Raw genomic sequence first — 25,645 nt, forward strand, 5'->3', positions numbered from 1 at the left:
CATCACCTCTTGAATAACGGTAGGTCATGAGAGAAGATAACCGTGTCGGCCATTTCGAAGTACTTAGTAACGAAAGCTGCCGCTGCGTCTGATCTCATACCTTTACGAATTTCGTGATAGTTTATCTGCCTTGTGCATACGTCGCCACAAATGAACACTTTACCATGATTTTCAGTTTCAAGGAAAAAGGAAACATGGTCTCTGGAGTGAAAGGGAGATTTGAGAACATCAATTGATCCCAGAATCTTCTCACCACCGTTGAATGGCTCGACCCTCCTCCACGAATCAATGATTTTTAGATACATTGCTCCCACTACAGGACCGAAAGAACCATAGTTTCTGCTCTGATAATTGGCGTGCAAACGAATCGTCGCATGGGGGAAAAACATACTATTAAAAGCGTGATCCAGATGAAAATGAGTCAGCAATATGTCGGTTATGCTATCCGGGGAAAGTCCCATAGAAGTCAATCTTTCTTCCAGAATCTTAATCGAAGGAAACCCGCCGGGATCGACGAGAATCTTTTTGCTATCTTCCACAAGCAAAACACAACTACTTGTAGGGGCATCCATCATTCCCGGCACAAAAACGATGCTGCCGGGAAAGAGGAGACTCAAGTCCAAGTCACATCACTCCTCGAAAAATCAATCCGATCGTCCCTACAATTATACAGTATATGCCAAAGAATCTCAGACGCCGCTTCAGAACAAGTTTCTTTAGGAGCCAAAGTCCGACTATGCCCATAAGGAAGGCAAGAAGAGATGCCAGCAGAACTGTCGAAAGTGGAAGGCTTACTCTCGAAATCTCGAGAATACCGGCTCCAAGAGTTACTGGAAGACTCAAAAGAAATGAGAACCTGACTGCATCACTTCTCATCATTCCGATGAGAAGAGCACCGAATATTGTCAGGCCGCTCCTGGATATTCCAGGAGCTATTGCGGCTGCCTGAAAAATTCCAATCGACAGCGCACCCGCAAAAGACAGGTCGAGAATCCTTCGGTTCCCCTTGAACCTATCAGAAATGAATAGGGCAGCAGCCGTAACAAAAAGCATTATCGAAGTGAAAGCTACATCGGAAAAGAGAGACTTAATCTCATCTTCTAGCAAGAAACCCGCTAAAACCGCAGGTATTGTTGCTATGAAGAGCAGTCCAATGTACCTGATCGATGAGCTTCTTTTTTCCGGCCTACCCAGACCCGCTAAGATCGCCCACAGATCTCTGAATGTGAACAACAGAACAGCACCAAAAGTGGCGAGATGCAGGACAGCAAAAAAAGCAGCCTTGGATTCGGCGTCAAGCGGTACGTTGAGAAAACTGGAGAAGATCGTGAGATGTCCAGATGAAGAAACGGGAAGAAACTCCGTTGCTCCTTGCACTACTCCCAACAAGAGGTAACTGGCAAATTCAGACACTAAAACCCTCCTCTTCACTTATGCTTTCAAATGAAATCCCTTGTTCTTGAAGTATTTCGGCAATCATGCTTATGTCAGATTCGTCTGTTCTTATGACAACGCGCCTGGAATCCTCGCTTTCTGAAGCAGATGTGATTATCGAAAGAATGTTCACTTCTCTTTCGGCCAGGAAGTCCACAACATCTCTCAAAGCACCGGGTTTGTCATCTAGAACGATTGAAATCCTGGTTCCCGGTTTGTCCATGGCAGTGAATTCCATCAAACCTTCAAGAATCTCGAAGACCCCTATTGCCCCAACGACAAAGAAATCATCGTTCACGACGGGAAGAACATAATCGTGACTCTCAATTAGCATCAGAGCAGCATCCTCAATAAAGTCCGAATCTCGACAGTAAAATACAGGCTCACCCACAACTCCTGAAAGCAACCCGGAAGCATCGCTCTCCAAAATCTCGTCTAGTCGTGCAACTCCAGATAATCTCCCTTCCTTGTCTACCGAAATGATCGTTGTCAATCCAATTTTCTTTGTTTCGGCAAGGATCTCCTCAAGACTTCTGTTTTCTTCAAAAACGGGATAGGTCCTGTTTGTCCATTTATCAATATTCATGATACCGCCTCTTTTCCATCTAAAGACTTTTATTTATTGCAACTTACACCTATAATTGTAGCAACATATATCTATGCACTGCATTGGGGAGGTGCCTCCGTGTTTCAAGGATACGTGAAACTTCTGGAACTGGCAACAAATCTTTTCACAATGTATAGATGGAACAACACACCGACTCTACTTAGGACCAACGAGGCCGAGAACGCCTTCATATCGGCGCAATACTGTCTGTTGATGTCCGAGATGGCCAGCCTCAATGGTCTTCATGTCGACGACAAGAAACTGTTTCAGAGACTTGTTCTCAAAGAACTTCCAAAATGCCTTCTCTCTGACATCTCTGTGGACACAAAGATACTGATCAAGTCGCTTTCACCTGACAAGTGGAATGATGTCTTCTCACGAACGGTGGAGGAGATCGTTCAGTACCTTCCTGACGATAGACACGATCCTTTCTACCTCTCGATGGTTCACTCAAAAGACGATACAATTGAAGGCAAGATTATCCAGACCGGAGACCTTCTCTCAGCCAAACTCGAAGCCGGACTCCATGCCAGATATTTTCCTGACTTCTTCAACAGACCGCTGAAAGATTTGGAGCAACGGATAGAGAGTTTCGGAAACTTTGAACCGTATCGTTTAATAGCTGACTCTGAGTGGCTAGAGCGCTACACAAATGCCTTAATCGTTCTGATAAGGGCAGTTCGCTGGAACAGATTGAACAGAAACGTACCGACTACCGTTGCCGCCCATTCATTCTACGTCACAATAACGGCGTATATTCTCTCCTGCATGGAGGAGGAAAACGGCAAGGTTATAAATCCGGTTGAATCCGTCAAACTCGCCCTTCTACATGATATTCCAGAAAGCATGACAGGTGACATTATCACTCCAACTAAGAAAAAAGTCCCGGGGTTCGAAGAAGTAATCGCACAAGTTGAGGAGCGAATGGTCACCGAGAATCTGCTAGCCGGAATGCCAGATAGACTTATCAAAGAGCTCAAATACAGAATGCTGGATCCATTTGAATCTCATGAAGGCAGACTCGTGTGGGCAGCCGACCAGTTCGCTGCGACAGTAGAATGCCTGATGGAAATACGTTCGGGAAACACACAATATGCCTTCAGAGATGCAATGAACAGGATGCTTGACGACCTATCAAAGTCTGATCTAGAGAGCGTTCAGTTCCTAACCCAATCGTTCAGATGGAGTCTAGACTGGACGGGTAGATAGTCAAAGCGTCTTTAGAAATCTGTCAAATCTGTCTAGTCCTTCTCTGAGTTCTTCGGCCGAACTCGAAAAAGAAATTCTTATGAACCCCTCGTAGCTGAATGCGCTTCCTGGAACCATTCCAACTTTCTGCTCCTCAAGAAGACCGATTGCAAAATCATTTGAGTTCTTGAACCTTCCTCCAAGAAAAGATCTGATGTCTATGAAAACATAGAAAGCTCCAGCGGGTTTGCTGAACTTCAATCCAATTTGATCCAGTCTTGAAACCACGTAATCTCTCCTCTTCCGAAACTCTTCCACCATAGAAGATGTGTCAACTTCGAAAGCCTTCAAGGCGGCGTACTGAGCCATTGTGTTGACATTCGAGGAAAGGTGACTTTGAATTTTCGAAATCGCCCTGGCCACTTTCATCGGTGTGGCGGAATAACCGACTCTCCAGCCCGTCATTGCATAGGTTTTTGAGAAAGCGTTAATTACCGCGACCCTCTCCTTCATACCCTCAATCGAGGCAATAGAGAAATGCGGGGCATCAAATACGAGCTTCTCATACACCTCATCGGAAATAACAAAAAGATCTCTCTCTACGCAAAGCTTACCCAAGCCTCTAAGAAACTCTTCAGGATATATGGCTCCGGTTGGGTTGTTTGGAGAGTTTATCATTACTGCGCGTGTTCTATCGGTAATTGCTTTTTCGATTTCATGAATTTCGGGAACAAAACCCTTCTCGACTCTAGCCGGGACAACTACAGGCACACCACCGCACAATAGAATTTGTGCCTCATAGCTCACCCAGGCCGGAGAAATGATTACTACTTCATCCCCCACGTTCAACAAGGCTTTAAGCACGTTATAAATCGCTTGCTTCCCGCCGTTTGAAACCACAATTTCCTCAGGTGAGTAGTGAAGACCGTTATCACTCTGAAGTTTCACAGTGATCGCCTTTCTTAATTCATCAATTCCAGAGGCATTTGTGTACTTCGTTTTCCCCTCATTTAAAGCTTTGATCGCTGCATCAACAATAGGTCTGGGAGTGGGGAAATCAGGTTCACCAGCAGTGAGTTTCACGACATTCTCTCCTGATTTTGCAAGGTCCATGGCTTTCTTGTTGAATTCAAGTGTGGCCGAGGGCGTTACAGAAGAGACAAAGTGCGACAATTCCATCAGAGCACCTCCGCAGTTTATCAATCAGTGTTTTAGATTTCAGATCTTGTTTATTATCTCTAGGACGACCAGCGCGAAATCATTCAGACTATCCTTCTTGCAGAGCCTCGCGCCAGCTTCTCTCTTTCTCTTTCCATTTACAAGTGAAGATCCAACGGCCATAACAATTTCTGTCATCCCGTATTCAAGCTTTTCAATGAACTCAATCCTGAAACTGGGTATTACGTCTCTGATGGCCGCGACTGTAGACTCTACAATCGCCATGTATTTCTCGTCATCACCAACATCAACTATGGAAGAACCCTCAAGCTCTTTCCCTTCATAATCTAGGATTACAGTAATATCGAGCCGTCTAATTGTGGCTTTTGTTTCGAGACTCGTAAGTTGGAAGTTGTACCCTTGGACTTCTTCCTTTTGGTAAGGTCTTATTACCGAAGCCTCTTCTTCATCCCCAGAATCAAGAGATATCTGTGCGATAGAGACTATCTTCCTATCAATCTTGATCCCGCTCGAAGCGAAGATTGCTGTTTCAATATCTCTAACCAATTGCTTTGCCGGTTTGGAAATGTCCGCCAGAACATGAATCTCGACCATTTCTCCGTTCTCATCATAGACGATTCGCGCGCTGTGAACTCCCGGCAGTTTCGAAACTACATTGTCAACTGCTAGCTTGCTAGGCATTTCATCAACCCCCTCGACCTTCACAAAATCAATGCAAACAACAAAGACAGACCAAGAAACCCTCCAGCTGCAACAAGGGAATACCAGCCTTTCTTATCATAAGGTTTGTAATCTTCAGGCTTCACTTCGCTCTTTGGTTTGCGCACCTTTTTTGTGCCAATCTCAAAGAAAATCAAAGATAGAAAGAGCGCACCCATCGCTATAACAAAAAAAGCATTAGAAACGAATTCCATCGAACTACCCCCGTACGAACCCACCATCCCGCCAAAGCGGGATCAGGTCGTACATATTGATTTTAGCACAAAAGCCCACATCTTCAAAAAAACCAAGAGAGACAAGTCTCTTCGCATGCATCCCATTTTCCAAGATGAAACTCTCCAGATTATTTTTGACGGCTTCATAAAGCGCTGAGGCAATCCTGCAGCTCTCATTGTTGTGGCTCATTTTGAGCTGAGAAACGAGTGCCCCAGCAAGCAAAGTATCTTCCAGTGAAGGTTCACCGTCGGTACCTGAGCACTGTAAATCTATTCTCCCGCTTTCTCTTTTCAGAAGTCTACAAACGCTTTCCAGATTCAGGAAAGAAGCAAGAATTACTTTTCTTGCCCTCTTTGATCTTGAGACTGCAACTGTCCCGTTGGTTGTGGTAATTACCAGTTCCTTCCCTTCAATAATCTCTTTAGAGAGCTCGCGCGGGGAATTGCCAATATCAAAACCTTCGATCTTCGCAGACCCTCTTTCACCACAAGTTAGCACTTCAGAGTTGCACTCCCTGTATTTCTTTGCTTCTTCGACTGAAAGCACCGGCACTATCTTCTCAGCTCCGAAATGAAGTGCAGCCGTCATGGTGCTGGTAGCTCTGAGTACATCAATCACCACGGCAACGTCTGTTTCCTCGGTTAGCAAACGTGGCAAAAGATTGACTCTCACTTCCACTGCCACTAGTAATCCTCCAGATGTCGCCACAGATTCAGCTCAAGGGCTCTGATTTCTTCCCCTCCAACTCCAATTGTGGACACTGAGCAGTTGTGAATCGAAAGTCGATAGTGATTCTCAAGCGACAACCCCATAGCATGGCAGAGAGCGGTTCTAATCAACAATGCGTGAGAGACAACAACTACCTGCTTCCCTGGATAACTCGAAGAGAGATACCTCACGAACTCAACTGCTCTTCTTTGAACTGCGCCCAGGGGTTCTGTGTCGGGAATGTCGGCCCAGGGGTCCTTGCGCCAGTACTCTATAAGGTTACCAAAATTCTCGAAAGCCTCGCTAATGCCAAAGCCGTTCCAAAGACCAACATCCGCCTCACGAAGAACAGGGTTGACTATAGGAGATTTGCATAGATAGCGGCCAATGATTTCAGCAGTCTCTCTTGCTCTTATTAAATCACTGGTGAAGATCTCAGCAGTATTTGGAATTACTCTCTTGAGAAACCTGCCCGTTTTCTCGGCTTGCTCTCTACCTTTTTCTGACAAGGGAATATCCGATCTTCCTTGCCATCGGTTGCTATTGTTCCATTCAGTCTCCCCATGCCTCACAAAGTAGATCTCCAAGATTTCCTCCAATCTCTATTTCCAGATTATCTCATCGGCATCAGCATCTATAGGCTTCGCTTTTTGGATTACCCTCTGAGCAGTTCCTGTTCTAACCAACACATTCTCTATTTTGACGCCATCGGTAAGATGCTTTGCTTCAATTGGCCCGAAGAATACTCTATTGACTTCCGAAATTCTCTCCTTCATCTCAAAAGGTCTTCCGCTCTTGAACAAGACATACCCTTGAATAGGAACTTGATTACTTATCTCAACAAACGATCTTCCGTCAGTGATGAAACTCTTTCCCATATAATCTACTCTCCTGTAAGGCGCTATCCCCGTTCTCAAACAGGCAAGCGCCGTTGTTATCTCGAAATCAGTAGCTTCTCTGGAAATATCTGGCGGTTCAATTTCTGTCAAATTGAAGCCAAGAACCTCCACTTCCATCATTGCCCTGTCGACCAATGTGTCTCTCTCGCTTTTCTCAAGTGTCTCTTCCTTGTAACCAAATACAGAGCGGATAGATTTGAGTTCGGGATCGACTCCCATCAAGGCGTCGTTCATTTTCTTCAACAATTCGTTTCTTTCTCCAAAATCATCTAGATAACCGCTTTTGATTAGCCTTTCAAGATCTCTTGCTTGGTATTTCGACCTGTTGTTTCTTACAAAGGTGAAGAAGGAATCCTCAACAGGAACAGGTCTCAGTTCATGGTTCTTAAGAAGTCTCGGAATGGAAAGAGATATACAGCCGGAGCTCTCCGAAGCATCTTTCCCTGCACATAGCTCCAAACCCTGATCCCTTATCTCTGAAACGGCTCGCGGCAGGCTGTCCCGGGGAAGTTCGACCAATATAAGCGGGTAGAAGATCTCGGGACGGTTTGCCTTGAAGTACGCCAACCAATACGAAATCATTGCGTAGCTAAGACTGTGAGCCTTGTTGAATGCATATCCAGCAAAATTGACAAGGAAAGAGTACAGCTTCTCCCTTCTATCCGGTAGTAGTTCACGATAGCCAGGTGAACTTCGAAGCAGTCCATCCACAGCTTCTTTATCTTTCTTGGAAAGAGCTCTTCTAAGGAGCTCACCGTCATCAGCTTCCAGAGAGAGCATGCTCGCAGCAATCTTCAAAACCTGTTCCTGGTACACCAGAAGCCCACCGGTTTCCGCTAAAACAGGAACCTTTCTCTTCATCTTCTCAATCTCTGAGGGAGTTCTTGAAAGTCTTAGAAAACGCTCGGTAACTCCAGATTTGATTGGGCCAGGCCTATTAAGGGCTATAGAGATTGAAATGTCTCTTAGCGAAACAGGTTTAACCGATCTCACGACCCTTGTCGCAAAAGGTGCATCGAGTTGGAATACTCCCGAAGTGTATCCTCTACCAAGAGCTTCATAAGTCTTGTGGTCATTCGTTGGGTAGTCCCACGGTTCTCTTTCCTTTGTCATTTCCTTCAGGAGAGACAGGTTCTTCAAACCGAGAAGATCAATCTTCTGCAACCCGACAATTCTAAGAGAATCCATGTCCCATTGGGAAACTGCCAGGCTATCACTCGAATTGAGAGGTATAAGTCCCGTGAGAGGAGTATTAGAGAGAATTATTCCAGCCGGATGAATTGAAAATCCCGAATAGAGTCCAACGATAAGCTTCGACATTTCAAACAACTGTTTCATATCAACATCGTTTTCAAATGCATATGGAAATCGTTGCCCCTCCTTACTCCAATCTATTAGTCTCGATACTCTCTGTCCATCGACCTCAAGCTTCCGTCCAATTTCCCGTGCAGCTCCTTTAAAACTGAAAGTTGAAGCAGTACTTATCAGGCAGCAACGGTCATGGCCAAAATACTCGCCAAGTATCTTCAGGAGTCTCTGCCTGGATTTATCATCCACGTCGAGGTCAATGTCAGGTGGGTCATTTCTCTTCAGACTAAGAAATCTTTCAAAGAAGAGCTCTTCCTCAACGGGATCAACGCGGGTTATACCAAGCAAATAGCTGACAAGTGAACCGGCGGCTGAACCCCTTCCGGGACCTATCCAGCAATTATTGCTCTTCGCGATTTCAACAATCTTTGAGACCGTCAAGAAATAATCTTGAATATCTTTGGCAAGGATTACCGAAAGCTCTCTTTCAAGCCTTGCAGAGTATCTGTCTCCCAATTTCTTCGTTTCGACAATTCTTCGCAGAAGCGAAGCGAACTCTTCTGGTGATAATCTTACTGGGAAAACATGATTTATCTTCTGAAAATGGAATTCTCCAGGTAGTCTTGAGAGCAGTTCATTCAGATCTTCCCTAATCTCTGTATAAAGCTTTTCATCTGGTAAAGAGTAATCAGCTGTTTCAATGGAAGACCCGAGCGAAGTATAGACTCTGAATCTCTCACTTTGATGATCAAGATAGCGACACTCCCAGATTGGATTTTTTGAAGAACCGTCAAGATTACGTGGCTTTCCTTTTATGTTTATCAGGTTCTCAGAATCACGAAGAACACCACCGAGGAGTTCTCTGAAACCACTCTCGTTTCTTGCAATCCAGTACTCGTATCCCTTGCTCAGACCCGGCACGGTCACTATACCCGAACTGGAGAGAACAGAATGCCACTTCACAAAGGATGAGAGAGAGGAATCAAGAATCACACATCTTCTGTAACCTCTCTTCTTCAATTCTTCAGTCGTGTCCTTAATTTCAAGTACGGAACTGAACAACTCGTGCTTCGTGATCAAGAAAGCCGTTTTCATCTTTTTGTCACCAGCTCCGACAGGTTCACCAATACTTCCTTCATATCGGAGGGGAGTGGGGCAACAAAAGTCATTCTCTTCCCCGAGCGAGGGTGAGATACTGTGAGTCTCACCGCATGAAGCATCTGCCTCCTGACTCCGAATATCTCATCGTCTCTAGCCTTGCCGTAAACGGCGTCTCCAAGAAGCGGGAAACCCATTTCTCTCATATGTACCCTGATTTGATGTGTCCTGCCGGTTTTAGGACTTACAAAAACCAAAGAGGCGATTTCAGAAAAACTCTTCAGAGTTCGATAATATGTTAGAGACTCCTTACCACTTTCATTTACTGACATCTTTAGTCTGTTCACAGGATGGCGGGCAATCGAATAATCAATCTTGCCGGATATTGGGGTCTTGCCTCTAACAAGTGCTATGTAATCCTTGGAAGTCAATCTGTTCTTGAACTGACTTGAGAGAGAGAGATGAGCAAGATCATTCTTTGCCACAATTATTACACCGCTGGTATCTTTATCTAATCTGTGAACAATACCGGGTCTCATCACACCTCCAATACCCTGGAGATCCATACAGTGGTTTAGGAGAGCATTTACGAGTGTTCCAGTCTGTTTTCTGGGCAAAGGATGAACAATTATGCCCGGGTCCTTGTTCACGACGATTATGTCGCGATCTTCGAAGACAATATTAAGGGGGATTTCTTCAGGTTCTACAGACAGAACCTCTGGTTTGTCGGGAAGCTCAAAAGTAATTGATTCTCCTGTTCTTGCTTTGTAGGCAGGTTTTTTGGGTTTCCCGTCCACAAAAACCTTCGATTCTTTTATCTGGCGCTGCACAAATGTGCGGGAAACCCATGGTGGAGCCTTCTCAACGACTATCTTATCAAGTCTCCAGCCGTCCTCACGACTGGAGACTATTATCTCTTGAAGCACGTTTCTCCCTTCGATATACGGAAAGTGTAAGTAAGGCCGCACCAAAGACAATGCACATGTCTGCAAAATTGAAGATCGCAGGGAACCCCTTTAGTTCAAAGAAATCAACAACGTGCCCTAATCTCAGTCTGTCTATTACATTGTTACCTAGTGCACCACCAACAATCAGGCCAACAAAGAAGGACTCCCATCTGGATAGTTTGGAGGAATGAAAACTCGAAGCAATTACTATCGCTAATACGATTCCAATAGCAACAAAAGCCAGAAGCAAAGGCTCCTGATTATTAAAAAGGCCAAATGCCACACCTGTATTTCTCACATATCTTAAGCCAAAAATTCCTCCGACCAAATCTATTCGCTGAAAATATGTCATTCCATTCTCGACAAAATACTTGCTAACTTGATCAAGAATCAAAGCCAGAGTAATCCCAAGAAGAGACAGCAATTATTATCACTCCACAAATTGCCCGAAAGGGCAGAGAGGATCAACCCATCTGCTCGGCGAGAGCCTCCATTTCGGCTTCATCGATATCTGAATTGTCGTAGATCTCCTGAACATCGTCGTTATCTTCAAGAATGTCGAGAAGCTTGAAGAGCTTACCGGCATCTGAACCCTCAACTTTCAGCGTGTTGCTTGGAATGTAACTCATATCGTAAGACAATGAATAGCCGTTCTCCTCAAGGGCAGTCTTTACATCCGATACGGAGTCCGGAGAGGTAACTATCTCAATTGGATCTGCTTCGTCCTTTATATCCTCGGCCCCTGCCTCTATAGCAAGAAGCTGAAACTCTTCGAGATCAGAAATCTGTTCTTTTGCTACGGTAATTATTCCCTTTCTTTCAAACATCCAACTCACTGCGCCGCTTTCGGCCATCGAGCCTCCGTATTTCGAAAGCGTGTGCCTAATTTCCTGAGCGGTTCTGTTCTTATTATCAGTAAGACATCTTATCAGAAGTGCAACACCGCCTGGGGCGTATCCTTCGTAAAGAGCCTCAGAGAACGACTGGCCTTCGAGTTCCCCTGCGCCTTTCTTGATTGCTTTTTCCATCGTGTCTTTAGGCATATTTGCTGCTCTCGCCTTTTCTATAGCTGTCCTCAAAGAGGTGTTGGTGTTTGGATCAGAACCACCCTCTCTTGCCGAGACCATAAGCTCTCTAATGATCTTCGTGAAAACCTTTGATCTCTTGGCGTCTTGAGCGCCCTTTCTGTGCTTGATATTTGCCCACTTGTTATGACCGGACATATCATATCCCTCCTATTTCATCCAGAATATTTGAAGTATTTTTCCCACGAAGTTGCCCTTCTTCCACAAAAACAATTACCCCTTCATGAGAAGCGGTGCCTTCTTTCGACAAAATCTTTAGCATTTCCTCCGCTGGAACCATTGAGTCTACTGGCTGAGAATATTTTACCATATAGACAGTTTTCAAGGTGGTCACTGAGATATCCTGAAACACGTCTCCTGCCAGGTAATCTCTTTGCCCGCTCTTGGTCTTTTTTTTGACTTCAGCGCCTGCATCATAGAGATTAGGATCATAGAGGTCTTTAGGAAGTAGGAGAACCATTCTGTAGGCATCGATGAAATCTTCAATTCTTTTGTGTTCGGAAGACAGATACCATGACGATAGAGCGCGAAGGGTATAATTGGCTGTGGAGTTCAACAGACTCATGGGATTACTGCATTTTTCATCTGTTTCAAGAAGGACATAGTGCGCCAGACTTGCCACTCCAGTTGGAATTGCTGGCGAATAACTCACTTTTATTCTGGGATGAAATCCCTGTGTAAAAGAAATGGGCAAGCCAGATCTCCTGATTGTCCGTTCAATTGCTGTGACGGTTTCCTGGTGGGAAAGAAATCTCATGAGACCTCCACAGCAGAAGCGAACTATCAATCTCTTATTGTTCAAACAAACCTCCGCAGGCTTCAGATCCGTAACCCTTTGTCTCTCGGGACACGTGCAGTTATAATTGTATTCGATACACCTTCACTTTTCAACACCAAATGCAAACGCTGAGAGGTGAGTTATATGAAATGGATGATAATGTCGGACTCTCATGACAACATGACAAGAATCGCCGAAGCTGTGAGTCTCGCAGTTGACAGAGAAGTTGATGTTCTCTTTCATTGCGGAGATATCGTTTCACCTTTCGCTGCTCGAGAGCTACTTCGGTTCAGTGGAGAACTCCATGTAATCATAGGAAACAATGACGGAGAGCTGCTCGGCCTCAAGAGCCTGCTTGGGAGTTCCCTAATCAAAGGCCCGAAGGAGATCGAGGTAGACGGCCATAGGGTTATTCTAATGCATGAGCCTTTCGGACTGAAAGATACATTGAGAGCTGATTTTATTTTTTACGGCCATACACATAAGCTCGATATTAGGCTGGATTCTAGTCCCGTGGTTTTAAATCCTGGTGAAACATGCGGCTATCTAACTGGAAGACAAACCGTTGTAATAATGGATCCGAAGAATCTTAAGTACGAGTTGATTGAACTCAGATGAGACAAAGGTTAATTATAACATCTCTTTAACCGCGACAAATCGACAGATAAGTATAATTAAACGACATAAAAAAAAACAGTACCTGAATGGAGGTAATTCCCAGTGGAGAAAAACTTTGTGAAGAAAGAAGAGAATGTTGAAACCTTTCTTTTTTCCTTTGGTTCGGAAGAGGTTAGGAAGGCAGAAATGGACGTTGGAAGATACGTGAATCAGCAGTACACAATACCGGGCTTCAGGAAGGGAAAGGTGCCTCTGAACATAGTGAGAAACTTCCTTGCAGAGAGCTTTGAAGAGATGGTTCTTGAAGTCCTCTCAGATAGAATCGAGGAAGAACTGAAGGAAGAGAAAATCCTAATCCCAGCAGTTATTACTGATCAGAAGATGGAGGGAGAAGGTGCAAGAATCGAAGTGAAGCTTCACAGAGATCCGGAAGTCAAGATTCTCGACTATGAAAACCTTGATCTCAAAGTCCCAAAGAAGGATGAAGTAGTACTCAATTATGTGAACAATAGGCTGGAAGAACTTAGAAACGAACACGCTATAGTGGAGCCAAAAGAGGGGCCGGTTAGAAATGGCGACATAGTCAAGATAGAATACACAATAATTAAAGACGGCAAGAAAATTGCTGAAAACAAAGTTCAGGAGCTGACAATTGCTCCCGAAGACGACAGGCCGATTGTCAAAAATGTGATTGGTAAGGCAAAGGGTGACGTGGTTGAATTTGACAGAACATTCGAAGACTCTGACAATGAATACTTCTATTCGGTTAAAATATTGGATGTTCTCAGCAAGAGTCCATTAGATCTTGACGATGAATTCGCGAAGACTGTGAACGCCGAGGCCAACTCTCTCGAAGAGCTCAAACGGATTGTCGAGAAGGAGGGAGTGGAGTCCTTCTTGAACTGGCAGAAGGACTTTTTGAGACAGCAGGCTATGGACAAGATCAACGATCTGGTTGAAATAGAAATCTCTGACTCAACGCTCGATTATTTCGTTCAGAGGACTATAGAAAACTCGAAGAAAGAGAAGAGCTATGATAACTACTTGAAACAGGCCGGAAGCGAAGAAAAGCTTCTAGAAAACTTCAGAAGTGGTGTCTTTGATGAGATAAAGAAATCAAGATTCATTGACGAAATCGCTTCGAAGGAAGGCTTCAAAGCCGAACAAGAGGAAATTGAAGCTTATGCGGAGGAAATGGCACCGTACTGGGGCATATCTGCCGACAGAGCAAGAGAGATGGTTGCTTCTCGTGAAGACATCAAGGAAGACATCATTTCAACCATAATTAGAAATAAAGTTCTTGATTCAGTAATTGAGCGCGCTGCAATCAGTGAAATGGAACCATCAACTGAAAAAGAAGAGAAAGATGGTGAAAGCAGTTCCGGAGAGGATTCTTCTCAGCAATAGGCAGTTAGCTCTTTTGTGATTTGTGATCTGTCTTGCACGAAACGTCTTGGCGAGTCAAAAGAGGGGGTTGATATGAAGAAAAGAGTAGTTCTAATGTCGGTGGCTGCAGCCTCTGCGGTTGCACTGTTTTTCTTTTTGAGAGCAGTATTCAGCGGCGAACTGATACTAAATCCCATTATTGTGGAAAGTCTTGGCCCCTTTTCAATCAGATGGTATGGAGTGATGATTGCTGCAGGAATAATCGTTGCATATGTTCTAGGAAGGCATCAGGGCCTCAAAGAAGGAATTAAGGAAGATTACATGATTGAAGGAGTCTTCATTGGCATAATCTTCGGGGTGTTGGGCGCCAGAATCTACTATGTCGTCTTCAACTATGAGATATACAAAGGGGATTTCTGGAGCATTTTCAGAACCTGGGACGGAGGACTAGCAATTCATGGGGCTTTTTTCGCAGCTCTAATCGTCACGTTCCTTTACGTCAAGCTGAGAAAAAAGGCTGAACTGAGATTTCTTCAGGTTACAGATATCTTCACGGCCGTGTTGCCACTAGCTCAGGCCATAGGTCGCTGGGGAAATTTCCTCAATTACGAGGCCTACGGTTCGCCAACCAATCTTCCATGGAGAATGTTCGTTCCCTTGAGATATCGTATGCCCGGTTATTCTGGATACGAATACTTTCATCCGACCTTTCTCTACGAGAGCCTTGCAAATGTAGTCATATTTTCGTTTCTTTATTGGTATCTGGGAAAGAGAAGAAATTTTGGTGAGGTCACGGCACTATACATGATCTTCTACTCGATCGTGAGATTCTTTGTTGAAGGGTTGAGATTGGACAGCCTGTACATAGGAAAGACGGATGTCAGAACGGCTCAAGTTGTCTCGGTGGTTCTTCTTTTCGCCGGAATCGCTCTCTTTATACTTTCTCGTCACAAAGGCAAACCAGTGAAAAAAGCCTCTTGAAGGCATTGGATCTATGAGAGAGTCTCTTCTTTACCGAGTCACCGAGAACGGCGAATGTATCAGAATAGCCTCTGGGGATGAATATCGGATCGTAGCCGAACCCCCCGGTTCCGGAAATTCTTCTGGATATTGTCCCATCTACTTTTCCTTCAACACCAAGTAATGTAGAGTTCAAAGGATCATAGAAGAGGGCTGCGCAGATGAATCTCGCAGTCCTTTCTTGCTCACCTTCCATCCGGTCAAGTATAGCCCGCATTTTGCTAGCATAACTACTGCCTTTCATGAACCTTGCAGAGTTCACTCCAGGAAAACCTCCGAGAGAATCTATCATAAGTCCCGAATCATCTGCTAGAAGAGGTACTCCAAGATCCATATAAGCTTCAATCTTCTTCAGCGAGTTGCCGAGAAAGGTCGGCGAATCTTCAACAATTTCTCTGTGCGACGCAGCTGCTTCAATAGACTCAAGCTGGATTTCATCGGGAAGCAGCAGGCTGATCTCTCTAAGCTTGTTTTCATTGGAAGTAACCAGGTAAAGCTTCACCTTCTTAACTCCTTGATCCTATCAACAACTATTGATGGAGATTCTGATCTGAATACCGCTGCTCCCATAATTAGGATATCAGCGCCTTTACTAACAAGCTCTTTCGCATTGTCGAGGCTTACACCGCCATCGACTGCGATCTCAAAGTCAAACCCTCGCTCGCAGCGTATACGATCGAGCGATTCGATTTTTCTTGCAGCTTCCGGAATAAATCGTTGACCTGTGTAGCCGGGATTAACGGTCATAACAAGCACACCGTCAGTAACAGGAAGAACTTCTTCAAGCCAGGAAACGGGTGTTGAGGGATTCAAAACCACGAATGCATTGACTCCACACTCTTTTATCTGTCCCAGCAGCCTATAAAGATGATAGTTGCCCTCCACGTGAACATGAAGATTCTTTGCACCAAGTTTTGCATATTCTCTCACATATCTGGAGGGCTCCTCAATCATTAAATGAACATCGAGAGGTGGATGACTCAATCTACCGATTGCCTCCATGATCGGTACCCCAAAAGTGATATTAGGGACGAATATCCCATCCATAACATCTATATGCAGAAAATCTGCTGCTCGTACTTTATTCACTTCACAGGCAAGATTGGTCAAATCGGCAGCAAGAATAGAGGGAGATATCTTAGCCATACTTCTTTCCTCCCTTCTCCCTTTCTCTTTCCTTTAATTCATTATACATACTCAAGTAACTATCATAACGACTCACGTGAATGTTACCGGCTTTTATAAGCTCCTTGACGTAACACCCCGGTTCATCGATATGGACGCAGTCGGAAAAAGCGCACATTCCACTTTCCTGAGCTATCTCCGGAAAAAATCTCTTGAGGCAGTCTGACTCTATGTCTGGCAATTCTAGATTTGCAAAGCCAGGTGTATCGGCTATCAACCCTCCGAAATCGAACTGGAGCAATTCCACGTAGGAAGTAGTATGCCGCCCTCTCTCCAAACCTCTAGATATTTCCGACACTCTCAATTTCAGACCTGGATTAAGAGTATTTAGCAGGCTGCTCTTTCCGACACCAGACATTCCAGCCATCACACTTATCTTGCCTTTTAAAATGTCGCGCAATTCATCTATGTTAATCTCCTTCTTTGAAGAGACCCGACGAATGTCGTAATACTCGCCGTAGATTTCGATGAACTTCTCTATTTCACCATCAGAAAGCAGATCGATCTTGTTAATGACTACAACAACAGGCAGCTTGGCATATTCTGCCAGAACAAGGAACCGGTCTGTAATGACATTCTGAACGGCTGGTTCTCTAAGGGAAAGCACCAGGAGAATCTGCTCTATATTGGAAATTCTGGGTCTCAGAAGCTCACTTTCTCTTGTAAGAATGCTTTCTATCCGACCCTGGCCATTGCCGCCTAAAGAGTATTCGACTCGGTCACCGACAATCGGCCTAATCCCTTGAATCCTAAACCGACCAGGCATCGTGCACAAAATCCTCCCGCCTGTCTCGTTGTCCACCACTTCCATATTTCTGCTTCCGAATCTAACCACTACTCCTTTTCGTCTTTCCAAGCCTTACCCCCTTCTTCTGTGCCTTAACTGGCCACATGCAGCATCAATATCTGTGCCTTTCTCGTGTCTTACTGCGCTCTCGAATCCAACAGCCTTCAATCTTTCCTCGAAATCTGCAACTTTCCGATCTGAAGGTCTTTCGAAGTCTGGATTGACAGGGTTCACAGGTATTATATTTATAAATGACTTGATTCCTCGAAGGTATTTTCTAAGCTGTGCAACATCTCCGGCTGTATCGTTTACTCCACTTATCAAGGCATATTCAAAGGTAATTCTGTTTCCTGTCTTCTGTTGATAATACTCAAGTGCTGCTCTCAGCAAATCTAATGAATGCAATCTATTTACAGGCATTAATGAGCTTCTTAACTCATCTCTGGCGCTGTGAAGTGAAACTGAAAGCCGGATATCCATTCCTGAATCCGCAAGTCTCTTTATCCCTTCTGGTATTCCTGCAGTGGATATTGTAAAATGCCGAAAGCCAAGGTTTCTGCCTCTGGGATCGTGAAGTATATCGATTGCCTTGTACACACTGTTCTCATTGAGAAAGGGCTCACCCATTCCCATGAAGACGACGTTGTCTACGGGTCCGTCGATTGCTCTTTCCATGTGGATTACTTGAGAGACAATTTCACCGGTCGAGAGGTTCCTAGAAAAACCTCCCGCTCCAGTTGCGCAGAAGGAGCAGTTCAAAGCACAGCCTACTTGAGAAGAGATACAGAAAGTAACATGTGCAGGATGTCTCAAAACTACTGACTCAATTTGATTCCCGTCTTCGAGTTTCCATAAGAACTTTTCTGTACCGTCTTTCGAAGTCTGCTTTTCAACCGCCTCCATTGGTGGGAAGTACAATAGTCCTGAGAGTTCTCCTCGAAGAGCCTCGGGAAGACTAGTCATTTCCGAAAAGTTCAGAGTTCGTTTCTTGTAGACCCAGTTGAATATCTGGTTGGCTCTATAAGCGGCTTCTTCTATAGAAAGCATCAGATTTCTGGTCTCGTCAAGACCTAGCGAAAGAATGTCTTTCATCTTGATCTCCTAATCCTGGCCACATAACCAACAAGTGGCGATTTCCATGGTTGCAGCCAGTAACCACTACCATCAAATTTGGCAGCAATTCTTCGTTTTGCAAAGAATTCTTCCATTTCAACCGACTCGAAATCACCCAGAGAATTTAGAGCCTCATTGTTCTCCGCTTCGGTCATTGCTTTGCTATAGTATATAAAATCATCGTGTTCTTTTGAAAAGCCTCTCAGTAACTTCTTGGCCTTCTGAGAAGCCTCTGTGAACGCACTTAATCTCAGAGAATGTAATAGCCAAGGCATAGAATTTATTCTTCCCGTAAGGGTACCCCCATGCTTCGCCACCGGGACACCTACTCCCGAAAGGATATACTCAACCTCATCGACATTTTCAAGCTTGTTCATGGAATCTCCTCTTTGAAAGATATTGAGAAGATCCGAGTACTGGCTTCTATCAAAGACAAACCCCTTTCTGACCAGTTCATCTTCTCGGTCAGAGGCAACAACTGTCTGTACTGGAGGTGTTTGGTTGTACTCAAGAAGCTCTTCAAGACTTTCAATCCACTCCACGTTTTTCCAATAATTCACAAGCCACTCCGGATGGGAATAGGTAACATTGAACGGTTGCTCCTTCGACGGGCCGGAATCTGCGATTTTTCTGAGAACTGCATTCACGAGGCCTTTGAACTCCTTCACACCCACCAGACTCACCGAAGAATCTATTGATGCGTATTCAGGTACACTGTCCAGAAACTGAATCTGAAATACCCCCATTCTCAGGATATTTCTCACCGCTACTGGAAGTTTATGGGGCTTCCTTAAGAAACGAGCAAGTTCGTAGTCGATTCTGATTCTCATCCTCAGAATTCCGTAGATCAAGTTTATGCAGAAAGATCGATCCTTTGAAGAAAGAGTGGAGAGAGCTATCTCCACCTTTTTGAAAGAAATATAACCGTTTACGTCAAAGAAAGACAAAGTCTGCAACGCTATCGAACGAGCATCCTGCATCAATCTCTTCCAGCACCCGACAACACCAACATTCTGAGCAACTGAAGAATCGATGTGGCTGCAGATGCAACGTAGGTCATAGCGGCTGCTCCAAGAACGGAGCTTACTCCCTTCAGCTCTTTCGAAGGCATTCCCATTGAAGCAAGGAGCTTCTTAGCCCTGGAACTCGCATTGAACTCTACAGGCAGTGTTACCAACGTAAAAAACACAAAGGCCGAAAAGACAACAATTCCAATTCTAACTAGAATCGGCGATACCATCAGAAGACCAATAATGAAGATAATCCAGGAGAGAGAAGAGCCTATTTGCGCAACAGGCACTACTGCATTGCGAACAACTAGCGGTGCGTACCTTTCTTTGTCTTGGATCGCGTGGCCAATTTCATGCGCAACTACTCCTAGAGCCGCTATTGATGTGCTGTTGTGAGTTGCATCGGATAATCGTACAACCCTCTTCTTTGGATCATAGTGATCAGTAAGATTGCCCCTTATTCTTTCTATCTTAATGTCATAAAGCCCCGCGTTGTCAAGAAGTTGCCTGGCTAACTGAGTGCCGTTAAACCCGAAGGTAGACCTAACCTTCGAATACTGAGAAAACCGCGAACTAACAAGAAACTGGGCGTAAGCTGCCAGGATAATTGCTGGAATAAGTATAACGAACGTTGGATCCCAAAACAACTTAACCACCTCCTACTTACGATTATATAACCCGTGAGCAAGATGGTCAACGCAATATAGGCATTGACTGAAGTTAGAAACTCATCAAACAGAAGTCTCTTGAATAATCAAGAACTTCGATCTGGCTGGCTGCGAACAAAAGCGGGATCCAAATAACCTTCGCTCCCAAGAGCAGTGGTCCCGTCTTAATGATCTTCAGAAACTGGAAGCAACAGACATGATCCCTCGAGGGACGGCTTGTCTGCAAATGAGGACCCGCTTTATATCTCTAGCCTCTTGTAGGCGAAAGTCCTGTATTAATCTCATCCTGTTTTTAGACCGTGACCAGTAAACACAGAAATGATACACTCATCGGGATCTGAGGAAACTATGTACTTCTTCAGTCCCGCTATTGTCGCTGCAGCAGTTGGTTCCAAAAAATGACCTCGTCTAGCCATTTCACTGCGGGCCTCGATTATTTCAACTTCTGAGACAGAAATAAACCGTCCGTCACTATCTCGGACTGCTTCAAGTATTTGCGATCCTCTTACCGGTCTTTCAATTGCAATTCCCTCAGCCACCGTGGGCTTTGCGGTTACGGGCACTGGCCGCGCCAGTCTTCTGTTAAACGCTTGTACAAGCGGGGAGCAGTTCTCTGACTGCACCGCAATAATCTTCGGAACATTGCTAATTATCCCCGCAGATTTCATTTCTTGAAACCCGATCGACGCTCCCAGCAGCAAAGTGCCGTTTCCCACAGGAAGAACAATCGAATCTGGACTTTTCCAGCCAAGTTGCTCACAAATCTCGAAAGAAAAAGTCTTTGTACCGTGAAGAAAGACCGGATTGTAAGTATGACTTGCATAGAACCTTTCACATGCGCTCTTGATAACAGATCTCGCGGTGTCCTCTCTTGAACCCCGAATCAACCTCAATTTGGCACCGTAAGCGCTGATTTGCCCAAGTTTCCCAGCCGAAGTCCGTTCGGGGACGAATATCTCACAAGATATGCCCGCCCTGGCAGAATAAGCTGAAATCGAACATCCCGCATTTCCCGACGAATCCTCGACAACTGATTCAATTGAGTGCTCTTTGGCATAACTTATGAGCGCGCTTGCCCCTCTATCTTTGTAGGAACCCGTGGGGAAGAGATAGTCCTGCTTGATCAATACCTTCCGTCTGCATATTTCCTCTTCGATCAAAGGAGTAAACCCTTCCAACATAGATATGATGAACCGATCATCCTCTATAGGAAGAGCCTCCCTATAACGCCACATATTCGGAGGACGTTTTTCTATCTCTTCTACAGGAAAATGCGATTCATATTCCAAATCGAAGACGCCTCCACACTCGCATCTGAAGGCTTTCGATTCAGTGGAGTACTTGAGCCCGCATCGAGAACAAACGAAGAAGGCCAATGTCAGAAGCTGTAGTCCACAGAAATGTATGGTCTGGCAAATGGAACAGTACTTCTTGGATCCAGCTGCCAGTACCCATCAAAGCCACCATCCAGAAAGACTTTTGAGAAAGAGCTTCCAAATCCAATTCTTGAATACAGAGGAGTGCCTGCGATCGCTCGATCTCCGCCTGTAACAGCAAAGATGTGATTGAGGGACCAGAAAAGCTGTCCCTTCAGGTAGAGACTCTCGTATATCGGGATTCTCATCCGAACTCCCAAATACGTATGTTCAGGGATGCTGAAGCCCTTAACCACAAGGCTTGACCAGTTGAAGGAGAAGATGTAAGAATGTATTACTCCCTGTATCAAGGGTATTCCGGCCGCGAATTGCAGAAAAAAGGGTGTATCTATAGAACCGGAGGCCATATCAAGATTGAAGCCAATTCCGATGCTGATTGCAACAGAAAAACCTGAAACTCCAAGAATCAGAATCAATGAAATCGACAGAATTTTTTTCACCACACACCTCCTGAGGGCCTTATCTGGAGCTTTCATCATTGAAGCCTACTGCAAAGATTGTGGGGAGATCGAAATCCCTCTTAGCTATCTTAATACCCCAGATCTGAGTGTACGCTTTCTTCCCGATTATGAGACCGCGCTTCATATCCTCTTCAAGCCTATTCATCCCTTCTTTGAAACCTTTCTCTGACATTAATCTCAGTGCGGAATATGCCTTGTTTCTGTACTGCTCGAAATGCCTCTTCTTGAACTCGAAAGTCGTCTTGACTTTGGTAGTATATATTCCTTCAAATCCTGCTTTCTTCATCGCCGACGTTATATAGGGGTTTCCGGGATATCTTGCCCTGTCTATCTCCAGTGTTTCGGGGAAATAGTGAGTCAGCGTTCTCTCACCGATATCCTGGCAAGAATCAGTAACTGTCAGCACACTTCCGTCATTTTGCAGCACTCTAAAACTCTCTTCGAAGAGGCTATCCAAATTGGCAATATAGTGAACAAGATTAACAATGAAGACGAAATCAAACGGTGAATCTTCGTAGGGAAAGGACTGGTCTGCATCCGCAACCTTTAGCTCAACTCTACGATTCTTCCTTGCGCCCTCAAGAATCATTGAAGGACTTATGTCAAAACCAAAGCCCCGCGCATGAAGGAGTTCCGAAAGGACACTTAAGTAATCAGCAGTTCCACAGCCAACTTCCAGAATTCTGTCGGCATACCTGACTCTGTTGAAAATGTGTTCTATCAGTTTTTCGTTTGGATATCTGTACTGTGAATATGTAATTGCCACTTCGTCAAAATCGAAGCCTTTTCTTTCTCTCAACAATTTCACCTCTCAAATAGTGTAGCAAATGAGTTTGACAAACCGACACCCAAAATCTGCTCTGCATTTCGCTATCGAGTTTTCTTGTTTGCGTTCTCTGAAAGAGTGTTCTTGGACTTGTGTATAATTGAAAAGGAGACAATCGACGGGGGCTGAAAGTGACTGCAAAGAATCTGATCGAAATTCTTAGCGCATACGCGCGAAGTTTCGGTGAAACGCTAATCGATAGACCCACAATCAATAAATCTATTCTCACAGGCAATACAAGTATCTACAGATTCCTTAAATGGACGAATGCACTTTGCTCTCTTCTTCTGTTTGTTCCGGTTTTTGCATCAATTGGAGATTTCAACTTACCTCATATGATCGGCTATATCGTTATGGCAATTCTTGGTTATTCAACATGGATATTTCAAGGAATTACCGGTGTCCCTATCTTTGAAGAGACCCGATTCTTCACGTTACTACATCTCTTATTACACAGTTTCTTTGGAATGTGGCTTGAATTCTACAACAACTTTGCCCTTTTTGACGACTTTCTTCACTTATTTGGAGGGTTTTGGGGAGGATTTTCACTCTTTCCGTTTATTTTCGGTTCGGCAATAGCATGGTCTAATCTTCCTCCCAGGGCTATTAAATGGAAAATTTGGCTTCCCGGCATTGCTATTGTCAATATGATAGGAGTATTCTGGGAGATTGGGGAGTTCGTTTCGGACAAGATTTTCGGCGGCTATCCCGGTTATAGAATGGCTCAGGAAAACAGTCTTAATGATACAATGATCGATTTGATTTACAACAACATTGGCGCGACGATAGGCATTCTGCTATTCTGGTCATACTTGAGGAGGTCCGGAGACATCAACACCTTCATGAAAATCATGGGTAAGAAGCTGGGCGAGTTCTTCGAAAACAAGAGACCTCCAGTACAATAGCCGCCCAGGTACCGTTTCAGCAGTGGAGACTACAGCCCCAGCTCATCATCTTCCTTGTGCGGTAATTTGATTTTCCAATCGCAGAACTGTCCTTTCAATAGATCATTTCTCTCCAAATGTAGACACAACTCCTCAAAAGAATCAAAGGAAGTCAACTTCGAGCTTCGAGTCTTTTGCGGCCTCGACGCTACTCAAGCAAAAAACCGTGTATTACGAAAACCTCTTGTCTTATCATCGAACAGTCTTCCATAAATGTCTTCCTTCCCAGTTTGAACGGGAGAAAAGGTTCATAAAACAATCTCACACCAACTTCCTGGAGCTTCTCCTTCCCAGGAGGCAGCATCTGAATCCTATCCAGGTTATGTATTATACTATTGTTAGTTGCTTCCTTGAGATCATCTACTTTTCTTGTGAGGTGCTAAGGTTTGAGGGAATCTTGGGAATACTACAATGAAATTGCCGGCAGATACGACTACATGTATGAGGAAGCTTACTGGAAGCTCTATCACGTTGTAGTTGAAAGGCTTGTTGAGGATCATGTCAAAATGGCGGGCAAGGCTCTCGATCTCGGGACCGGGACGGGAAAGTGGGCTCTTTATCTCGCCGAGAAGGATCATGAAGTTGTTGCCGTTGATCTTGCAAAGGAAATGTTGAAGGTTGCTTCAATGAAGGCGAATATTGCAGATCTGAGAATTTCATTCATCCATTCTAGTGCTGAAAATCTGCCACTTGAGAATGAGAGTTTCGATATCGTTCTTGCAATGGGTGATCTTCTTTCGTATGCAAAGGACCCAATTAAAGTGCTCAATGAGTCACACAGGGTTCTCAAAACAGGCGGTTTGCTTCTGGCGACAGTCGACAACTCGTGGGCCTTCTTACATGACTTTCTTTCAAGGGGAGAGTACATTATGGCAAAGAGACTCATCGAGCAAGGCGAAATCCCTATAGGTGACAGATCGGTTAGCAACAAAGGATTTATTACAAAGCCCTACTTCTCGAACGAAATTGAATCCTTTCTTGACTCGACCGGGCTTGATCTTGTCGATATTGCATCGATAGTGGCATTTTATCCTTACGACGAACATGCTCTGGCTGCCGGAATAAGAGCAGCTGCTGACTGGGAACACAAATACTGTAGGAACCGCGAGACTTTTGCTCGTTCAGAGCATCTCTTCTTTTGCGGGAAAAAGAGGTAGAGAATGGCTAAGAAACGAAGAACCTCTCCAGCACTTGCTATTGGTCTTTTTTTGATAATGGCTGCGATAATCGGTTTCCTGTTTTCGTTGATAGCAGTTAACAGGGTCGGTCAAATGAAAGCTGAACTTGTGCAGATGCGCAAACAATACGATGAAGAGCTTAAAGCAATAGAGGACGATTTCAAAGCAAAGCTTACAAGCGTTGAAAGACTTCTTGGGTCGGGTGGGACTCTTGAGCAGTATATCATCGCGAAGAACTATCTTTCGAACACTTCTGTGGATCTCGAAGCAATTATTACGGAAGCGCAAAATACTAAAGATAGACCTTACTTCAGGATTTTTGTGACGGGAACGAAAGATGTTTGGGTTGGTTTGAAGAAAGCCTCTTCAGACTCGGCCTATTTCTTTCAGAAGAATTTCGCGCCGGGTCTATCCCAAGAGAAATTCTACTATTTCAAGAATCCAGAGATAGAGACCAAGTACACAGTGATGGTTGGAAAAGATGCTTATGTAAGAACTGGGGCACCGGATTCGGTGTATCTAATCTTCTTTGGATTCGACTCCGGCAAGATTGCTAGAATGCCCGCAGTAGAGGTGGCAAATCTCACAAGCGTATTCAATCTATATATTCCCGGATCATAATTTTCGCCTTTAGTGAAGACACGTTGCGGCAGGAGCCGCATCGGAAACCAAGAGACGGATCGGGAGGCCATTTTGCATGAAGTCTCTTTCATTTGCCCCCAGAATTATGTTCAAACAAGTTGCTTAACAGTAGCTGTCCGACTATCTAAAAACTCCGATACGATGTGGCAAAGAAGCTTTCCATTTTCACTGCTACTGAACAATATGCAAGAAAGAGCCTGGATC

General features: G+C 44.5%; 29 protein-coding genes. 7 read left to right on the forward strand and 22 right to left on the reverse strand.

All coding sequences use genetic code 11. The features are described 5' to 3' along the window. Nucleotides 1-2 precede the first annotated feature (2 nt). From ENN47_04380 to ENN47_04390, 3 genes are read right to left on the reverse strand one after another with little or no spacing between them, the layout of a single operon-like run. Nucleotides 3-623 (reverse strand): MBL fold metallo-hydrolase, encoded by a 621-nt coding sequence (locus ENN47_04380; GenBank protein ID HDP77419.1) that lies wholly within the window; start codon nt 621-623, stop codon nt 3-5. Nucleotide 624: 1 nt separating this feature from the next. After that, the gene (locus tag ENN47_04385) at nt 625-1,413 is read right to left on the reverse strand and encodes an undecaprenyl-diphosphate phosphatase (GenBank protein HDP77420.1); all 789 of its coding nucleotides are present in this window, start codon (nt 1,411-1,413) and stop codon (nt 625-627) included. Further along, nucleotides 1,406-2,020 carry an ACT domain-containing protein gene (locus ENN47_04390; GenBank protein ID HDP77421.1) on the reverse strand — a complete coding sequence of 205 codons (615 nt, stop codon included), beginning with the start codon at nt 2,018-2,020 and terminating at the stop codon, nt 1,406-1,408. The genes ENN47_04385 and ENN47_04390 overlap by 8 nt, the downstream gene beginning before the upstream one ends. A gap of 99 nt (nt 2,021-2,119) precedes the next feature. Here ENN47_04390 and ENN47_04395 point away from each other — a divergent pair, with 99 nt between their 5' ends. Continuing rightward, on the forward strand, nt 2,120-3,250 hold the full coding sequence (locus tag ENN47_04395; GenBank protein HDP77422.1) for an HD family hydrolase: 1,131 nt from the start codon (nt 2,120-2,122) through the stop codon (nt 3,248-3,250). Here ENN47_04395 and ENN47_04400 read toward each other — a convergent pair whose 3' ends face one another. Genes ENN47_04400 through ENN47_04445 form a run of 10 tightly spaced genes read right to left on the reverse strand, consistent with a single transcriptional unit; the run spans nt 3,251 to nt 12,191 of the window. Further along, nucleotides 3,251-4,408 carry a pyridoxal phosphate-dependent aminotransferase gene (locus ENN47_04400; protein HDP77423.1) on the reverse strand — a complete coding sequence of 386 codons (1,158 nt, stop codon included), beginning with the start codon at nt 4,406-4,408 and terminating at the stop codon, nt 3,251-3,253. It lies immediately after the preceding gene. A gap of 39 nt (nt 4,409-4,447) precedes the next feature. Beyond that, nucleotides 4,448-5,089, reverse strand: a complete 642-nt coding sequence (locus ENN47_04405; protein ID HDP77424.1) for a hypothetical protein — start codon at nt 5,087-5,089, stop codon at nt 4,448-4,450. Nucleotides 5,090-5,109: 20 nt separating this feature from the next. Continuing rightward, a complete protein-coding gene (locus tag ENN47_04410; protein HDP77425.1) occupies nt 5,110-5,322 on the reverse strand; it encodes a hypothetical protein in 213 nt (70 codons plus the stop codon). A gap of 4 nt (nt 5,323-5,326) precedes the next feature. After that, nucleotides 5,327-6,022, reverse strand: a complete 696-nt coding sequence (locus ENN47_04415; GenBank protein ID HDP77426.1) for a 2-phosphosulfolactate phosphatase — start codon at nt 6,020-6,022, stop codon at nt 5,327-5,329. 5 nt (nt 6,023-6,027) lie between these two features. Then, a complete protein-coding gene (locus ENN47_04420; GenBank protein ID HDP77427.1) occupies nt 6,028-6,639 on the reverse strand; it encodes a histidine phosphatase family protein in 612 nt (203 codons plus the stop codon). Between the two features lie 15 nt (nt 6,640-6,654). Then, nucleotides 6,655-9,354, reverse strand: coding sequence for a DNA polymerase III subunit alpha (locus tag ENN47_04425; protein HDP77428.1), 2,700 nt, complete (start codon nt 9,352-9,354; stop codon nt 6,655-6,657). Next, on the reverse strand, nt 9,351-10,283 hold the full coding sequence (locus tag ENN47_04430) for an RluA family pseudouridine synthase (protein ID HDP77429.1): 933 nt from the start codon (nt 10,281-10,283) through the stop codon (nt 9,351-9,353). The genes ENN47_04425 and ENN47_04430 overlap by 4 nt, the downstream gene beginning before the upstream one ends. After that, nucleotides 10,252-10,728 carry a signal peptidase II gene (gene lspA / locus ENN47_04435; protein HDP77430.1) on the reverse strand — a complete coding sequence of 159 codons (477 nt, stop codon included), beginning with the start codon at nt 10,726-10,728 and terminating at the stop codon, nt 10,252-10,254. Before lspA ends, ENN47_04430 begins: the two co-directional genes overlap by 32 nt. A 40-nt stretch (nt 10,729-10,768) precedes the next feature. Continuing rightward, nucleotides 10,769-11,527 (reverse strand): YebC/PmpR family DNA-binding transcriptional regulator, encoded by a 759-nt coding sequence (locus tag ENN47_04440; protein ID HDP77431.1) that lies wholly within the window; start codon nt 11,525-11,527, stop codon nt 10,769-10,771. Nucleotide 11,528: 1 nt separating this feature from the next. Continuing rightward, nucleotides 11,529-12,191 carry a DUF2344 domain-containing protein gene (locus ENN47_04445; protein HDP77432.1) on the reverse strand — a complete coding sequence of 221 codons (663 nt, stop codon included), beginning with the start codon at nt 12,189-12,191 and terminating at the stop codon, nt 11,529-11,531. A gap of 135 nt (nt 12,192-12,326) precedes the next feature. On the opposite strand from ENN47_04445, the gene ENN47_04450 reads away from it, so the two are divergent. The 3 genes from ENN47_04450 (at nt 12,327) to lgt (ending at nt 15,152) form a co-directional block, all read left to right on the forward strand. Beyond that, complete coding sequence (locus ENN47_04450; protein ID HDP77433.1) at nt 12,327-12,785, forward strand: YfcE family phosphodiesterase; 459 nt, start codon at nt 12,327-12,329, stop codon at nt 12,783-12,785. 102 nt (nt 12,786-12,887) lie between these two features. Then, on the forward strand, nt 12,888-14,192 hold the full coding sequence (locus ENN47_04455; GenBank protein ID HDP77434.1) for a trigger factor: 1,305 nt from the start codon (nt 12,888-12,890) through the stop codon (nt 14,190-14,192). A 72-nt stretch (nt 14,193-14,264) separates the two neighbouring features. Continuing rightward, nucleotides 14,265-15,152, forward strand: a complete 888-nt coding sequence (gene lgt / locus ENN47_04460) for a prolipoprotein diacylglyceryl transferase (GenBank protein HDP77435.1) — start codon at nt 14,265-14,267, stop codon at nt 15,150-15,152. On the opposite strand, the gene ENN47_04465 is transcribed toward lgt, so the two are convergent. The 9 genes from ENN47_04465 to ENN47_04505 all read right to left on the reverse strand — a co-directional run bounded on the left by ENN47_04465 (nt 15,106) and on the right by ENN47_04505 (nt 22,650). After that, nucleotides 15,106-15,693: a non-canonical purine NTP pyrophosphatase gene (locus tag ENN47_04465; protein HDP77436.1), complete on the reverse strand. Its 588-nt coding sequence runs from the start codon at nt 15,691-15,693 to the stop codon at nt 15,106-15,108. The genes lgt and ENN47_04465 overlap by 47 nt on opposite strands. Beyond that, nucleotides 15,690-16,337, reverse strand: a complete 648-nt coding sequence (gene rpe, locus ENN47_04470; protein ID HDP77437.1) for a ribulose-phosphate 3-epimerase — start codon at nt 16,335-16,337, stop codon at nt 15,690-15,692. The genes ENN47_04465 and rpe overlap by 4 nt, the downstream gene beginning before the upstream one ends. Beyond that, a complete protein-coding gene (rsgA, locus tag ENN47_04475; protein ID HDP77438.1) occupies nt 16,330-17,232 on the reverse strand; it encodes a ribosome small subunit-dependent GTPase A in 903 nt (300 codons plus the stop codon). Before rsgA ends, rpe begins: the two co-directional genes overlap by 8 nt. A gap of 3 nt (nt 17,233-17,235) precedes the next feature. After that, the gene (rlmN, locus tag ENN47_04480) at nt 17,236-18,255 is read right to left on the reverse strand and encodes a 23S rRNA (adenine(2503)-C(2))-methyltransferase RlmN (GenBank protein HDP77439.1); all 1,020 of its coding nucleotides are present in this window, start codon (nt 18,253-18,255) and stop codon (nt 17,236-17,238) included. Beyond that, complete coding sequence (locus tag ENN47_04485; GenBank protein HDP77440.1) at nt 18,252-19,256, reverse strand: hypothetical protein; 1,005 nt, start codon at nt 19,254-19,256, stop codon at nt 18,252-18,254. Before ENN47_04485 ends, rlmN begins: the two co-directional genes overlap by 4 nt. Then, entirely contained in the window at nt 19,256-19,933 is a 678-nt protein-coding gene (locus ENN47_04490) for a zinc metallopeptidase (protein HDP77441.1), read from the reverse strand. The genes ENN47_04485 and ENN47_04490 overlap by 1 nt, the downstream gene beginning before the upstream one ends. Nucleotides 19,934-20,235: 302 nt before the next feature. After that, nucleotides 20,236-21,189, reverse strand: coding sequence for a threonine synthase (thrC, locus tag ENN47_04495; protein HDP77442.1), 954 nt, complete (start codon nt 21,187-21,189; stop codon nt 20,236-20,238). A gap of 143 nt (nt 21,190-21,332) precedes the next feature. Beyond that, entirely contained in the window at nt 21,333-21,830 is a 498-nt protein-coding gene (locus ENN47_04500; protein HDP77443.1) for a hypothetical protein, read from the reverse strand. Nucleotides 21,831-21,849: 19 nt separating this feature from the next. Next, nucleotides 21,850-22,650, reverse strand: a complete 801-nt coding sequence (locus ENN47_04505; GenBank protein HDP77444.1) for a class I SAM-dependent methyltransferase — start codon at nt 22,648-22,650, stop codon at nt 21,850-21,852. A 158-nt stretch (nt 22,651-22,808) separates the two neighbouring features. On the opposite strand from ENN47_04505, the gene ENN47_04510 reads away from it, so the two are divergent. The 3 genes from ENN47_04510 to ENN47_04520 all read left to right on the forward strand — a co-directional run bounded on the left by ENN47_04510 (nt 22,809) and on the right by ENN47_04520 (nt 25,420). After that, nucleotides 22,809-23,582, forward strand: a complete 774-nt coding sequence (locus ENN47_04510) for a hypothetical protein (protein HDP77445.1) — start codon at nt 22,809-22,811, stop codon at nt 23,580-23,582. A 425-nt stretch (nt 23,583-24,007) separates the two neighbouring features. Next, complete coding sequence (locus tag ENN47_04515) at nt 24,008-24,778, forward strand: class I SAM-dependent methyltransferase (GenBank protein HDP77446.1); 771 nt, start codon at nt 24,008-24,010, stop codon at nt 24,776-24,778. A 3-nt stretch (nt 24,779-24,781) separates the two neighbouring features. Further along, nucleotides 24,782-25,420: a hypothetical protein gene (locus ENN47_04520; protein HDP77447.1), complete on the forward strand. Its 639-nt coding sequence runs from the start codon at nt 24,782-24,784 to the stop codon at nt 25,418-25,420. Nucleotides 25,421-25,645 lie beyond the last annotated feature (225 nt).

Origin of the sequence: Mesotoga infera (assembly GCA_011045915.1) — a bacterium.
GTDB classification, from domain to species: Bacteria; Thermotogota; Thermotogae; order Petrotogales; family Kosmotogaceae; genus Mesotoga; species Mesotoga infera_D.

Excerpts from the sequence above, each read along its gene's own strand:
- ENN47_04390 (HDP77421.1), bottom strand. The coding sequence starts at position 2,020 with ATGAATATTGATAAATGGACAAACAGGACCTATCCCGTTTTTGAAGAA.
- ENN47_04400 (HDP77423.1), bottom strand. The coding sequence starts at position 4,408 with ATGGAATTGTCGCACTTTGTCTCTTCTGTAACGCCCTCGGCCACACTT.
- ENN47_04405 (HDP77424.1), bottom strand. The coding sequence starts at position 5,089 with ATGCCTAGCAAGCTAGCAGTTGACAATGTAGTTTCGAAACTGCCGGGA.
- ENN47_04410 (HDP77425.1), bottom strand. The coding sequence starts at position 5,322 with ATGGAATTCGTTTCTAATGCTTTTTTTGTTATAGCGATGGGTGCGCTC.
- ENN47_04425 (HDP77428.1), bottom strand. The coding sequence starts at position 9,354 with ATGAAAACGGCTTTCTTGATCACGAAGCACGAGTTGTTCAGTTCCGTA.
- ENN47_04440 (HDP77431.1), bottom strand. The coding sequence starts at position 11,527 with ATGTCCGGTCATAACAAGTGGGCAAATATCAAGCACAGAAAGGGCGCT.
- ENN47_04450 (HDP77433.1), top strand. The coding sequence starts at position 12,327 with ATGTCGGACTCTCATGACAACATGACAAGAATCGCCGAAGCTGTGAGT.
- lgt (HDP77435.1), top strand. The coding sequence starts at position 14,265 with ATGAAGAAAAGAGTAGTTCTAATGTCGGTGGCTGCAGCCTCTGCGGTT.
- rpe (HDP77437.1), bottom strand. The coding sequence starts at position 16,337 with ATGGCTAAGATATCTCCCTCTATTCTTGCTGCCGATTTGACCAATCTT.
- rlmN (HDP77439.1), bottom strand. The coding sequence starts at position 18,255 with ATGAAAGACATTCTTTCGCTAGGTCTTGACGAGACCAGAAATCTGATG.
- ENN47_04485 (HDP77440.1), bottom strand. The coding sequence starts at position 19,256 with ATGCAGGATGCTCGTTCGATAGCGTTGCAGACTTTGTCTTTCTTTGAC.
- thrC (HDP77442.1), bottom strand. The coding sequence starts at position 21,189 with ATGTGGCGTTATAGGGAGGCTCTTCCTATAGAGGATGATCGGTTCATC.
- ENN47_04520 (HDP77447.1), top strand. The coding sequence starts at position 24,782 with ATGGCTAAGAAACGAAGAACCTCTCCAGCACTTGCTATTGGTCTTTTT.